The organism is Chryseobacterium sp. MYb328 (assembly GCF_037572595.1).
Classification (GTDB): Bacteria; Bacteroidota; Bacteroidia; order Flavobacteriales; family Weeksellaceae; genus Chryseobacterium; species Chryseobacterium pennae.
The window spans coordinates 234960-249243 of the sequence record NZ_JBBGZQ010000002.1; the positions used below are offsets into that span (position 1 = coordinate 234960).

At 35.4% G+C, this 14284-nt stretch carries 11 protein-coding genes; 1 reads left to right on the plus strand and 10 read right to left on the minus strand.

Features of this window, described 5'->3' with window-relative positions:
* Nucleotides 1–7: 7 nt before the first annotated feature.
* The 3 genes from WH267_RS03130 to WH267_RS03140 all read right to left on the minus strand — a co-directional run bounded on the left by WH267_RS03130 (nucleotide 8) and on the right by WH267_RS03140 (nucleotide 2702).
* Nucleotides 8–1891 carry a type VI secretion system Vgr family protein gene (locus tag WH267_RS03130; RefSeq protein WP_340005594.1) on the minus strand — a complete coding sequence of 628 codons (1884 nt, stop codon included), beginning with the start codon at nucleotides 1889–1891 and terminating at the stop codon, nucleotides 8–10.
* 132 nt (nucleotides 1892–2023) lie between these two features.
* A complete protein-coding gene (locus WH267_RS03135; RefSeq protein ID WP_340005596.1) occupies nucleotides 2024–2254 on the minus strand; it encodes a hypothetical protein in 231 nt (76 codons plus the stop codon).
* On the minus strand, nucleotides 2247–2702 hold the full coding sequence (locus WH267_RS03140) for a hypothetical protein (RefSeq protein ID WP_340005598.1): 456 nt from the start codon (nucleotides 2700–2702) through the stop codon (nucleotides 2247–2249). Before WH267_RS03140 ends, WH267_RS03135 begins: the two co-directional genes overlap by 8 nt.
* Before the next feature lie 320 nt (nucleotides 2703–3022).
* Between WH267_RS03140 and WH267_RS03145 the strand changes: the two genes are divergently transcribed.
* Entirely contained in the window at nucleotides 3023–3445 is a 423-nt protein-coding gene (locus tag WH267_RS03145; protein WP_340005599.1) for a transposase, read from the plus strand.
* A gap of 194 nt (nucleotides 3446–3639) precedes the next feature.
* Here WH267_RS03145 and WH267_RS03150 read toward each other — a convergent pair whose 3' ends face one another.
* From WH267_RS03150 to WH267_RS03180, 7 genes are all read right to left on the minus strand, one after another.
* A complete protein-coding gene (locus WH267_RS03150) occupies nucleotides 3640–4119 on the minus strand; it encodes a hypothetical protein (protein ID WP_340005602.1) in 480 nt (159 codons plus the stop codon).
* 545 nt (nucleotides 4120–4664) lie between these two features.
* A complete protein-coding gene (locus WH267_RS03155; RefSeq protein WP_340005604.1) occupies nucleotides 4665–7061 on the minus strand; it encodes a hypothetical protein in 2397 nt (798 codons plus the stop codon).
* Between the two features lie 135 nt (nucleotides 7062–7196).
* On the minus strand, nucleotides 7197–7805 hold the full coding sequence (locus WH267_RS03160; RefSeq protein WP_340005606.1) for a hypothetical protein: 609 nt from the start codon (nucleotides 7803–7805) through the stop codon (nucleotides 7197–7199).
* Nucleotides 7806–7948: 143 nt separating this feature from the next.
* On the minus strand, nucleotides 7949–8839 hold the full coding sequence (locus WH267_RS03165; RefSeq protein ID WP_340005608.1) for a hypothetical protein: 891 nt from the start codon (nucleotides 8837–8839) through the stop codon (nucleotides 7949–7951).
* A gap of 184 nt (nucleotides 8840–9023) precedes the next feature.
* Complete coding sequence (locus tag WH267_RS03170) at nucleotides 9024–11420, minus strand: hypothetical protein (protein ID WP_340005610.1); 2397 nt, start codon at nucleotides 11418–11420, stop codon at nucleotides 9024–9026.
* Nucleotides 11421–11543: 123 nt separating this feature from the next.
* Complete coding sequence (locus WH267_RS03175) at nucleotides 11544–12332, minus strand: PhzF family phenazine biosynthesis protein (RefSeq protein ID WP_340005612.1); 789 nt, start codon at nucleotides 12330–12332, stop codon at nucleotides 11544–11546.
* A gap of 682 nt (nucleotides 12333–13014) precedes the next feature.
* Complete coding sequence (locus WH267_RS03180; protein WP_115970730.1) at nucleotides 13015–14073, minus strand: serine hydrolase domain-containing protein; 1059 nt, start codon at nucleotides 14071–14073, stop codon at nucleotides 13015–13017.
* Nucleotides 14074–14284 lie beyond the last annotated feature (211 nt).

Sequence of the window (14284 nt, forward strand, 5' to 3'; positions counted from 1 at the left end):
TATAGATTTAACCCTTACTTACTTTAACGTCTTTTCCGCCCTGGAATACAGCCAGTGAAGTTCCTCTCAGTTTTAAATCACCTTTTGAAGTCTGTATATCAGCTTCTCCGGAAATGCTTTTAAATTTACTTCCAGTACTTTCTGTCTGATCCTGTTTTACGGTAACCGTTTTATTTTCAGAGGTCTGAGTATATCTTTTTGTTATAGATTCGGTATGATCATTTCCTATGTTGAGAGTGCTGTCCTGTCCAATTTTGGTGGTCATATTCCTTCCCACGGAAATATGCATATCTTCTCCTGCTGTAAAAGTCATATTCTTCGGTGCGGTAACATTGATATTGCCCTGGCCATCCATAAAATAAGTGTTTCCACTTGGATCTTTAATGGTAACACTTCTATCTGCATCATTCATTAATACCTTAATACCGCTTCTGGTCTGTATAGATTTCAGGTGATTGTCAAGTCCTCCGCCCAGACCTACCTGCCCATGGAACATTCCTCCCATGGCAAATGGGAAATCGGGGTTATGGTATTCAAATCCTACCATGACCTGATCACCAATTTCAGGAACGGCTACAAACCCTCTGTTTTGGGTAATTGCATCGGTTCCTCCTGCATCCGGGCTCATCATTCTGATAAAGTGAGTGGTATCATTTAACTGCCAGTCAAACCTTACCTGTATTCTTCCCTGATTCAATGGATCTACATTGGAGATCACAGTGGCTACCTGTGGTTCTGCTTTCGGCATTTCAAAATCAGGTTTTGGCATAAAGCCGGTTCCTTCAGCAATGGCTTCAAAGCTTCCTTTATAATATCCTCTTGCATCCACTTCATGGATTACTTCTGTAATCATCAGTGTTGTAAAATGAGACGTTTCATTGCTGTCGGTCTTTCTCATTGCCAAATCCGCTACACAACCAATATAAAGGAACGGAACGGTGGTCTTTCCCGAAACGGTAAAAACCTCTACTGCTTTACTTCCTCTTGCACTTTTCTGGGAATCATCCACATCAAGGAATACGTTGGGATTGATAGGAGTAGGAGTTAATGAACGGGTGGTAAAAATAGTATCATTCAGCTCATACGCTTTGGAAGATAATTCTCCCAAATGGTTTATTCTGTCATCAGCACCTACCATTTTGGTATGTCTGCTGCTGTTATAACCGAAATATTCAGGTTTGGTATGAACTGCTCTCAGCTCAACGTTTACATCAATAACGTTACTACCATATACCAGTAGGATAGGTTTCTCAGAAGGAGGAAGCTTTCCAAAATGAAGAACTTCACCATCATAATAAAACTGCTCGCCATAGGCTTCTGCAATCCTTGTCAGGTAATTGTAATGCGTTTCGTTATATTGTGCGCTGTAACTGATATAGCTTTTGTTCTGGGTATCTACCCTAAAGTCAAATTTACTTGTTCCTAAAGTCTCTTTGATAATCCGGTCTGCAATAATATTGGTATTTACAGACTGGTTGCCGCCGAAGCTTTGGGTATGAGGAGCTGCATCCATCAGAATCGTAGGGCTCATTCCTTTTAGGATAATATTTCCCAGACTCATTTTTTCCTGACTGAAGGCTACTTTGGTAATGATGCCCACAAATGTTCTTTCAGGGGTTTCATTTTCGTAATCTTTATATCTAAAAACAATGGTGATTCTTTTTCCTAAAAACTTTTGGGCCTGCTGAAGGTTGTGGTTTTGTACCTCCCCTAAAGAGTCATGAGCCAATACCAGTTCAAAATCATGGTGCTTTCTTGCACTCTGCTGCAAACGAAAGTGTTTAAAGTGATTGATAGTCTTGCCCTCAACCACAATTTCCAGCTTTACCACCCGGTTGATCCCCGAAATGTGGTTTTCTGAAACTTTCTCAGAATTTGAGGTGTTTTTCATAATATTTAGTGCATTTTTTTAGCGGTCTTATGTCACCGAAGTTAGATAAAAAAAATAGTATGAAATGTAAATTTTCGTTAAATCTGAAAAATTGTAGTAAAACTACGATTGTTTTATTTAAATGACTTTAAATTAGACGTTTGTAGAAAGTATTGGGAATTGAGGAGTTTTGGTCTGGAAACTAGGTTTTGGAGTATTGTTTTTGTTGGATTGAAATAGAATCTCCGAAGTCGGGAGACTTCGGAGAGTGGGAGTTCTGGTTTGGAAAGTAGGTTTTGGAGTACTGTTTTTGTTGGATTGAAATAGAATCTCCGAAGTTGGGAGACTTCGGAGAGTGGAGGCAAGAGAATTTTGTTTAAACATTTAGAGAATATTTATTATTCCACTCCTTTAAAGTATTTATAAACTTATCTACAATTTCATTTTCGGATGAAATTCCACTTCCATTATAATATTCGGATGATGATACAATCTCCATAGTAGCTTTATAGACTTTTACTTCAGCCTCATTGAAAAGCCTATTTTCTTGACCATATTTTTCTTTATTACTATAATGACACAATATTTCAATGAACTTTGTTATAGATTTAGCCAGTAAATTTTTAGCCGATTTGATATTTGTTTCACGTTTATATTGTTCGATTAATAAATCTAAATCAGATTGATTACTGGTGTTATCAATATCAGAAAGACCAATAGAATTTAAATCTTTAACTATTTTATTCATTTGATCTTCTGAAAAGAAACTTTTTAATTCATTGTTGTTATTTAATTTTTGTTTTAATAGTGTAGCTATGTTTCCTACTTGCATGGTATTAATTTTTTGTTCAGTTCGAAGATACAAATTAATCTGAATCCGCAATTACGGTTTTCTGTAGTAATATAACTATATCATATCCGTAAATTCTCCACTATATGTATTATTGTAACATATAGTTTTTTATGTGTCATAGTTACAAATCCTACAATCCAAGGATTATATTTCCCTCGCTGCCGCACGATTGTATCATGTGGTTTTATCTCAACCATTTTCTCACAAAGTTTTTATCTTTATAAAAGCATAATTGATGAGTCGTAATTACAAATTCCACAATCCTGAAGGATTATATTTCATAAGTTTTAGAGTAAAGAATGGAAATACATTCATGGTGCATTATGTCAAGCCATGTACACTTAATTTTCAGAAGTATAAATGGGCAGAAACCAGAAACTTTGATTGGTGATTTAAAAAGATTTATAAGCAAAGCAATTGTGACAGCAATTAAGGAAAATCCTACAGAAAGCAGAAAAGAGTTTTTATTAGATTTCTTCCTTAAAGAAGCTTCAAAAACTTCAAATGTAACTCAATATCAATTTTGGAGACATGATAATAAGCCTATTGAGTTGTGGAGTAATAGGTTGATTAACCAGAAGATTAACTATATACATCAAAATCCTGTGGAAGCAGGTCTAGTTTTTCGCGCGGAAGATTATGGATACAGCAGTGCTGTAGATTATTCTGACGAAAAAGGACTTTTAGATGATATTGTTGTTTTCAGAATGTTTGACTTGTAATACAGAAACCACACGATGCAATCGTGCAGTAGCAGCGAAAGACATTTTTTCTGAAACAAACAGATAAGCTTTGAGTAGATAAAATACTGTTGCTTTTGCGTGAAGAGGATTTGTTGGATATCCTTGTCAAGGTTTTAAACCTTGACAAGGATCAAGGATGTTATTTTTTTCGCTAACGTTTTTCTACAATATTCTTAGCGCACAAGATACCAGATTGCAGCAGCAATTCCGGCATAAGCAGTAACGGTAATAATATCAGCTATAGGCTGTGAAAAGCGTTTTTCTGCAATTTTATCAGCATTGATCTGATTCTTATGGAATTTCAGTGTTTTTTTAGCGTTATGAACCGGGTGTGCCACCAGACTGTCGCTTTCCCATCGGTCAACAATTACTTTATAGCTTTTGCCATCAACATCAATTCTAACATTTTTATTAGGAGCAAGTTTCTCCTGAATACTGGCCGGCGCAGCTGGCTGTTGTTGCGAGGGCAGGCTTTGGGCTTGAGGTTCAGCTATTGCACTTTTCGTTTGCATTAAAGCATTATTAGCAGGAGCCGAACTCTTTTTAGATTCTTGCTTATTGTCGGTAACAGGGGCTGCAGGCTTTTTTACCTGATAAGTATAGCAGCTTGTAAGAGAAAATAATATAATGATGAGATAAAGATTCTTTCGCATTAGCCAAATTTAAGAATTAAACGGAATATTTGGTATTTTCTTTTGAAAGATCCTGTTTTTTTGGAGAAGGGGTAATCCTTTGTTTATATTTTTAGAGCTTATATTACTTCTTTCGGTCTGTTATGATTGAATTCAATCTATCACTGGTTTGTGGCTCACTTGAATTGAAAGTAAGGGTAGGGAGTTTGAAGATAATAACCCAGAAACCACTGTTAGTTATGATTAGTAAAATTAGCGTACAACTAAACTATCATAAAAAACAAATAATTATTCTTTATCCCTTTATAAATTCCATCTTCTATCTTCCAGTCTCATTATTTATCTCTAGATGATTTCATTATACAATTGCAATATTTTGCTATATTCGTGTCTATTTCATTGTTGAACAGTGAGATAGATTTGACGTTCGGTTTTATGAAAAAAAGGAAATACAATTATGTGGCAATATTATATGATTCGATATCATTACAAATTAACGAGGCTTAATTTAAAATACTAAAAAAGCCTTTCAAGAAAACTGAAAGGCTTTTTAATATGTAGAAATATTATTTAAAGATTTGCTGATCATACAGTAGATGGTCGTCTTCATCAAAGCTTATGATCAATACTTTATATTGTTTTGCACTGTCATTATTGAAAAATTTGATTCTTGGCGGAACATAATCGCTGTCAAATAAATTAGGATTCCAGTATAAGGTTTCACGGGTATCCTTTTCAATTTTTGCATTGTCATCTATCATTTCAATAAGGAATTCTGAAGGTTTATCATAGCCTTTTATCATAGATGAATTGTTCTTTTGAAGAGCTGGCTTTTCATTACTTTTAGATTGCATATTACCTCTCATCGTATAAATGGCTACTGCTTCACCTACTAACCCTGCTCCTTTAATAATCTTTACCATAGCAATATTGTTTACGGGAAGGGAGGAAATCATTGAAGCATCAGTAGGAACTTCATCCAAATATATTTTAGCCGGCTGGTTACGAATGTAAGGGACATTATTCCCGGAACTGTCTTTTTGAAATGTTAAACCGGCAGCTTTTCCCTGAAGCCAGTCAAATATATTAGTGAATCCTGCAACATATTGGTTTTCATTGACGAAGTCAAATATGGTAGCATTTATAGAACTGAACATCCCGCTGGAGAGTTGTTTGTCCAATTCTTGTTTTGGGTCTTTCTTTTTTCCTACTAATTTTACCTGTTCAATTTCTACTTCGGAATTCTCTATTTTTTTATTGTTTTTCTGGGTATTGATGGCTTTGGAAATTGTTGCTGGAAGAGTCTTCTTGTCTCCGTTTTTTACCAGTTTATATTTTGTACCCGGGAAATTTCCATTAAACTGTACAGGGTTTACCAGTGGTTCTATTGTAACGAATATATTATCAGCATTGGATTCTTTACTCTTATCAGCATTTGCAAATACTGAAACCTCCAAAGGTTCATCGTTGTTGATATTATTCAAATAGATATATCCGTTTTGATCCGTTTTAACGGGAGTGACAGTGGGTTGGTTTTTACCTAGCCTCAATACTAAAATCACAGTGCTGTTGATCATAAGAGCATTGTCTTTAATAGGCTTTACTCTGTAAGAAAGAAATTTCTGAGAATTGGTATTATGAGCCGGTACATTTCCGCTAAGTACAGAATTCCAGTCAAATCTTTTCCAGTTTTCAGATATAAGCAGGGCATCCAATGCTTCACTATTGGCATTTTTAGAGAAATATTGTGCCGGGCTGTCTATCCTGGTCGTAAAATCCCCTGTTAACCAAAGTCCGCTCAGGATATTTTCCTCTTCAGGTTTATTGCTGCCATCATCCTCGCTTACTAAGACAGTATAGTTTTTAAAATAAGATTCCGGAGAAAGGTCAATACTGTTGAAAGATCTTGGGGTTTGTTTTATGCTCTGGCCTATAATTTCAGCCTTCTCAATCTTTAAATCATTGGGTTTTATAAAACAAAGTCTTTTGGCTACCAGGTTGTCCTGCTCATCAAAAATGGCTAATTGTAAAACTCCGTTAGCTCCGTTACTTATTTTGGTAGGAATAAGGCTTGATACTTCATTCGTTGATTGTTTAATCTGTGCTTTATAAGCAAGATGGTTATTAATTGTTCCTACAATTTTATAATCCTGAAGCTTTTGTTTTAGGTTAACCCCTTTTAAAGCATATTTAATTCCTTCTTTAGAACTGTTGATTTCTAAATGGAGACCATTGTCTGAAACTGACGGAAGGTCTATTGTTTTACTTTTTCCCGCATTATCCTGAATAATAGCCTGGTATTTTTTTCCTGAAGCCGGAGTTATAGTAAAGGATGCAACGTTTTTGTCAAAAGATTTAAAGGTTGCTAAAGATACATTGGGGCTTTGTGTATCTATTATTTTTCCGGTCCAGGTTTCCGGCAGAGAAGTATCGCTTGATAATCTTACGGCAAATTTCGTAGGCATTCCATTAATGAAAGTTCCACCTTCCGGAAAGGCTTTTGCAGACCAGTCAGAACTTTTAGAAACCACCAGTGATTCTGTGGAATTTGGATTGTAAACCGGAATCGTTTTAATAATCTGGTAATCCTCATTAAAACCGGTCATATAAGGCGTATAAGCTCTTACAAAGTACACCTGTTCAGGAAGGTCTTCTTTCAGTTGAAAATCCCCGCTGCCTTCACCATTGGTAAGAAGTACAGTTTTCCAGTCTATTAATTTTTTATCAGCATTGTAGAGTTCAACAAATAGAGTAGTGGATAATTCGGAACGGTTATACCCATCAAAGACAAAACTTTTAAACCACATTTTGTCGCCAGCTGCATATTGTAATTTATCGGTAAGTAAATATACTTTTTCGTGTTCGTAATTATCCTCAAGATTGGTTATTGCTTTTTCTAATTTAGTTTGTGCCAGTATAGGTTGCACCATTGAAATAAGCAATACGCAGAATATATTTTTCATAAAAGTCTTAGCGCATTTTAATTCAGTGCTAATTTAATCATTTAAAGACTTCAAAAATTGATATTGATCTCTTATTTCAGAAGAAAAGAACATAAAACTTCAAATTGAGTTTAAAAAAAGAGAAAACGTAAGATTCTAATACTGTTCCAGGTCAGAAAAACTTAAATCCTGTATTTTGGGCAAAGATTTGATTTTTAATTTCTTTTCCTTTTTGTTTAAGATTTTATCTGAACCTAATTCCTGGTCAAACTCTACTTTCGTTTGGGCTAATAAGTCGATTTCCGTTTCAGTAGTGGTGTTTTTGCCATCCCAGATGACCCGTGAAATTTTATTCAGTTCACAGTCATTCTGTTTACATTTGAATTCATAGCTGCTTTTCCGGTCATTAATATCTGTAAGCATTTTTAAATTACCTTCTTCAATGAAGAAGTCCGGGATCGGATTACCATTGTGTTCTCCTTTTTTATAGGTTGGGTATTGGCTTTCAATGAGTTTTGTAGAAGAAACTATAAGTTGAAGCTTTTTATCTGGCTGAGAAAGGAATATCTGTACTCTCAATGGTCTGGTATTATCCTTTAGATCCATTTCTACCATCACTTTGTCTGTGCGTTTATCATGATTCATATCTCCCAGTTCTTTTTGTACCAGGAAAGTGAAACTACCTTTATCAGCCGTGTTTTGGGAATATACGTTCACCTTTGCTAAAAGAAGAAATAAGCCAATATACAGGGATAGGTTTTTCATAATTTATTTTCTAGTATGAATGTATCAAATTTTTCAATACAAACCTTATCGGCTTATCTTTCTTTTATAACATGATCAAGTACAGACTCCTTCTAACCATTTATTCACTATGCTTCTTCTCAGATGCTGGATGGTATGAATTCTTATACTTCTATTAACGTATTTAAGCGCTTCCGTATCGCTTCCGGAAGTTTTTCCATATAGTCCTCATCCGCATATTCGCAGCCCTTTTCCTCATATCCCAAAGCGATTACCGAATCAATATCTGTATGTTGATTATCTTTCAGCAGGGATTCAAGCTTGCTGTAATCTTGTGTTTCTACCATGTTTTCCAGTTCAGGATATACTTCATGTTGACTGGAAAAATACAACCCCTTAGAGCGGCATTCTACCGAGAAAAATGTAGAAAGTGCATATTCCATATAAATAACAAAATCGCAGGCATGAGGTGCATCATATGAAGCGCTGTAATCATCACCAAAAGCTATTGATGGATTACCGTTGTACAAAGTTATGCAGGCGTCGTAGTAAAAGTTGAAGCCGTCAAAATAATTAAATAATACTCCGCTTTTATCCAGATCCTCTGCCCATGTGGTGTATCGGGGATCTCCAGACAGGTCGAAATTGATTGGATTTGCTAAGCCTTCTATTGGGAGGATGGATATCCAGCCCTCTTTAAAATCATCTTCATCTTTTGCTATCGGGAACTTGCTTTTATAGTTTTCTTCTCTTTCTTCCTCCTGAAAAATAACGGAATGCCAGGATATATGCAGGCCATTGCTGATCTTGTAGAACTCCCTCAGGTATTCATTGAAGGTAAATGGTTCTTGCGGGGCTTCGGTACCATGATTTTCGGTGACCTCTATTTGTTCTGCGTAAATTTTTGCCTCAGCGTCAGCGATCTGTTGTTCAGTTGCGCCGGGGGACTGAAGGAATTCGACACTCTTTACAAGATCATGGTTCTGTAATGCTTCAATCGTGTTTTTCAGTCTGCTGAAATAGCTTTCAGCCCACTCTTTGGGTTTGATGCTCATAAGTTTCTATGGTTTTAGTTATCATTTGAAATGCTGTAAAAGAAAGCAGATAATGCTGATCATTCTTTCGTACGGCAGTAAAGGGTATTAATTCCTGTAAAGATATTGTTTAAATTGAGATATGAAAACGTAAATTTTGAATGTTAAATAGTGGTCTCTTAAAGTGAGTTGTACAGAAAATATGCTATTTAAAAATATTGTTCTGATAAAGTAGGCGGTCATCTTCATCAAAGCTTATGATCGTTACTTTAAATTGTTTTGCCGTGTCATTATTGAAAAATTTGATTCTTGGCGGAGTATCATTGCTGCCCAATAAATTAGGATTCCAGTACAGGGTTTCACGGGTGTCTTTTTCAATTTTCACATTGTCATTAATCATTTCAACAGGGAATTCTGAAGGTTTGTCATAGCCTTTTACGATAGTAGAACTGATCTTTTGGTTCTTCTGATCCTGTTGAGTACTCTTAGAAGCCATACTGCCTCTCAGGGTGTAGATCAGTATAGAGTTATTAATCAATCCTGATTGTTTTATGACTTTTACCATAGCAATTTCGCTTACAGGAACAGACGTAATCATACCGGGCTCAACCTCTATTTCATCTAAATATAGCTTAGCCTTACCGCCACGGATATAGGGAACATTTTCTCCCACTTCATTTCTTTTAAACACAACACCGGCTACTCTCCCTTGCAGCCAGTCTAATATATCAAATGATCCTAAGATATGCTGCTCTTCGTTGACAAAGTCAAATATATTAGCATTCATGGTGTTGAACATTCCACTGGACAGTTGATTGTTTAGTTCCTTTGTAGGATATTTCTTTTTTCCGGTTAGTTTTACTTCAGCAATCTGAACATTATTATCCTGTTTTTTTTTGTTATTTTTCTGAGTGTTGATGGCTCTGGAAATAGAAACCGGAAGTTCCTTATTTTCAGTCTGAGTCACCAATTGATAAGCCGTGTTGGGAAGGGCACCATTAAACTTTGTGGGTTTAATCTGTGGTTCTACGGTGAAGGATAATTGATCAGCATTGGGTCTTTGATCTTTTTCAGGATTTAAAAATAATGAAACATTAAAGGGTTGATTGAAATTAATATTATCCAAATAAATATACCCGTTCTGATCTGTTTTTGATGCATTTATAATGGGTGGATTTTTACCTGATTTTAACGCTAAAGTTACCTCAGTGTTTTTTAACAGAGCATTATTCTTAAGAGGTTTTAACTTATAGGAGAGGAATTGCTGTGCGTTCGTTCTAAGAGTGGGAACAGGCCCGCTGAGTATTGAATTCCAGTCGAATCTTTTCCAGGTTTCAGAAATTAACAGAGCATCTAAAGCTTCATTATTCGCGTTGTTAGAAAAATATTGTGCAGGACAGTCTATTTTCGAAGTGAAATCTCCTGTTAGCCAAAGTCTGCTTAGAATATTTTCTTCTTCAGGTTTATTGCTGTCATCATCACTCACTAAAACCGTATAATTTTTAAAGTAAGAGTTCGGAGAAAGATCAATACTGTTGAGAGATCTGGAGGTTTGCCTGATGTTCTGGTCTGTGATTTCCGCTTTCTCAATACTTAAATTGTCGGATTTTATAAAGCAGAGCCTTTGGGCAATCAGTTTGTCCTGATCGTCAAAAATGGCTAATTGTAAAACGCCATTCGCGCCATTGCTTATTTTATTAGGAATAAGGCTTGAAACCACATTAGTCAGCGGGTTGATATCAGCTTTGTAGGCAAGCTGGTTATTGATGGTTCCTACAATCTTATAATTTTGAAGCGGTTTGGGTAAATTAATTCCTTTTAAAGTATATTTAATCCCTTCTTTAGCACTGTTAATTTCTACATGAAGCCCGCTGTCCGCAACTTGTGGAAGATCTATTGTATTGCTTTTTCCGGTATTATCTTGAACGATAACCTGATATTTTTTACCTGAAGCCGGAGTTAAGGTAAAAGAGGCTACATTTTTATCAAAAGATTTAAATGTAGTGATGGGAATATTGGGATTTTGAGTATCTATAACTTTTCCAGTCCAGCTTTCCGGGAAAGAAGAACTGCCGGATATTCTTACTGCAAATTTTGTAGGAGTACCGTTAATGAAAGTTCCGCCTTCCGGAAAAGCTTTTGCAGACCATTCTGAGTTTTTGGAAATCTCTAATGATTTAGGGGAATTTGGATTGTAAACCGGAAGAGTTTTAACGATCTGAAAGTCCTCATTAAAGTTGGTCATATAAGGGGTGTAAGCTCTTATAAAATAAACCTGCTCGGGAAGATCCTCTTTCAGTAGAAAATCACCGTTACCCTCACCATTGGTTAGAAGAATTGTTTTCCAGTCTATTAGTTTTTTATCAGCATCGTACAATTCTACAAATAGGGTAGTAGATAGTGTAGAACGGCTATAGCCTTCAAATACAAAGCTTTTAAACCATATTGGGTCACCGGCTGCATATTGAGACTTGTCTGTCAGTAAGTACACTTTTTCCTGAACATAATTATTCTCAAGATTGGTTATTGCTTTTTCCAATTTAGTTTGTGCCAGTACGGAGGGTACCATTGCAATAAGCAATACACAGAATATATTTTTCATAAAAATTTTACATCATTTTAATTCAGTGTTAATTTAATCATTTAAAAGCTTTAAAAATTGATATCTAATTTTTCTTCTGAAGAAAATAAGCTGAAATTGTAAATTTCAGCTTATACAGACTGATCATCCTATTGATAGATGTCCCACAGAATAAGTTCTGGCTTTACCTGCGACGATCACTCTTTCATTTTTGTTTTCACAATAGAGTTCGCCACCTCTTTCTGATAACTGGCGGGCGAAAAGGTTATCTTTTCCTAATCTTGATGCCCAGAACGGAATGAGCGAGCAGTGTGCAGAGCCGGTTACAGGATCTTCAAGAATTGATGACTGTGGTGTAAAATATCTTGAAACAAAATCACTGTCAGTACCAGCTGCAGTCACCACAACACCTCCCGGATCCAGATTGATAAGGTCAAAAACAGATCTTTCAACGGTAATCTTTTTGATATCTTCCTCAGAATCATATACCAACACATAGTCTCTTGATTTGAAGACCTCCTTAGGCTGTATATTGAGAGACCTGATGATATTATCCGGAAGAGTGGATGGTTCAGGCATTCTTGACGGGAAATCCATATAATAAACACCATCTTTTACATCAACAGTTAATTCACCGCTTTTAGTTTCAAAAATAATTCTGCTATGCTGGTAGTTTAAGATAGAAACCAGGCAATGAGCCGTAGCAAGGGTAGCATGACCACATAAGTCCATCTCAATCTCAGGAGTAAACCATCTCAGGTGAACGGTATTGCCATTATCAATAAAGAAGGCTGTTTCTGCAACAGCATTTTCACGGGCTATTTTTAAAAGTATTTCATCTGGTAACCAGTTTTTCAATGGGACAACACACGCAGGGTTTCCCTGGAAAATCTCTTCTGTAAATGCATCTATCTGATATAATTCTAACTTCATGATTGAGAAAATTTAGGTTTGTAATAAAGTATGATAAAAATAATTTTTGTTTGACGTTGGTTTTTTATGATTGCTTCTGCTTTTTAAACGCAGAAAACCCATCTGACAATTCACTTTTTTCTTTTGTTTTTAAAGAGAAGAGGGATGACTATTCAATGTTTTCAAGGCTGGTGATTTGCCTTTTCAGTTCTTTTTTTTATCCAGGAAATAAAAAATAATACCATCATTGGTTTTAATTTCGATCCGAAAATTTGTTCAAAGTATTTCTTACAGGTATATAGATCATCTATTTTATAAAAATACAAAAGTTTATAGAAATATTAGCTTTATCCGCAAAAAAGCAGCAGACTAAAGCGTTTCTGTAGTGATGTCTTTTCCAAAATAGCAGTCCATGTTTTTATAAAAATCTGCCCTACCTTATTGTAAATCTAACATCTATATTTAGACAGACGTTCGTAAAAAGGGGTAAGAAATATTCTTTAATACACGATAGAGATCAGTTCATTGATTATTAAATACAACAATAAGTGCCTATTTTCTGAATTGGCGCTTATTGCTGTTCATGTCTATTGTTTGGGGAGATTACTGATTCCTAGACTCATTTCTTTTAGAATTCCATTGAATTTATCTGATGTGAAAATTATTTTTGAGATTAATAATCTTCATCGTTTCTTTTGTTGCCTTATTTCAGCACCTTTTCATAAATTTTATTCAGTAAATCCTGTCTCATTTTTGAATTTCTTTGATTTAAAAGAATGATGATTCCCCAATTTTTTGCTCTGTTGTAACATATAATGGAAGATTGTCCCATAGAATCGCCAGATTTCAGGTAAATCGTATTCTGATCATCAGTACTGATGTTGGTACCCAGTCCCATTTCTCTTTTTTCATCTTTATAGCAGATCTTTTCGGTCAGTAATGCTGCTTCATATATTGGGTTTCCTTTGGTTAGCACTGCTTTCAGATAGGAGATCATATCAGCAGCATTTGATTTTACCAATCCTGCAGATGCAGTAATATTCCATTTGAAGAATTCCTGAGTTCCGCCATTAGGATTATAACCTGTCGTTCTATTTTTTACATTGAACTCTGTTGTAAAGGTATTGGTCATTTGCAAAGGATCAATTATTCTTTCATGAATGATGGCATCATAAGTTTTACCATATACCTTTTCCAAAATCTGTCCCAGCAAAGTATACCCAACCGTAGAATAACGATATTTTCCATAGTCAAGAAGCTCTCCGCAATTGTTGATGATTTCCGTCAATGTTTTTTCAGTGACATTGCTCACAGGCTGTTGTGGGTTCAGTTCTATCAGCTTACCAAAATCTATGTCAGGTAACCCCGATTGATGAGAGGCCAGATCTGAAATCTTTATTTTGTTCTTAAGGTTTTTTTGCAGTACATATCCTTTAGGCAGATAGCTGTCGATATAATCATCCAGTTTTAGCTTTTTCTCGATAGCTGCCTGTGCAATTAAATTCGAGGTCAGGATTTTAGTAATAGAAGCAATTTCAAATACAGAATTTTTATTGATGTCAACAGGGCTTTCTTTGCTCAGTTTTCCGTAAGCCGTATAAAATTCATCATCATTATGAATGAAACCAACACTGATGGCTACATCCGGATTTTTTTGATAATTGTCCCCAATGATTGAATCTATCTTTTTGGAAATATCTTGTCCAAAAGAAAAACTGCTGATGAATAACAGTACTGCAAAGAAGGTGAATGAAGTTTTCATTGTATCGTTGTTTTAAGGTTAAAAATTATTTCGATACAAAGATGTGGAAGACATTAAAGCTGTGCGACCGAATGAAAGTATTCGGACTCATTTGTTCCGGGAAAATGGGTTCGAATAGATTAATACAGGAGTACGGGTAATTACAACGTTTTGTTTTGTAATGTGTTATGTTTTTAAGATAGTGCATTTTCTGTATGTTTTTTTTAATTGT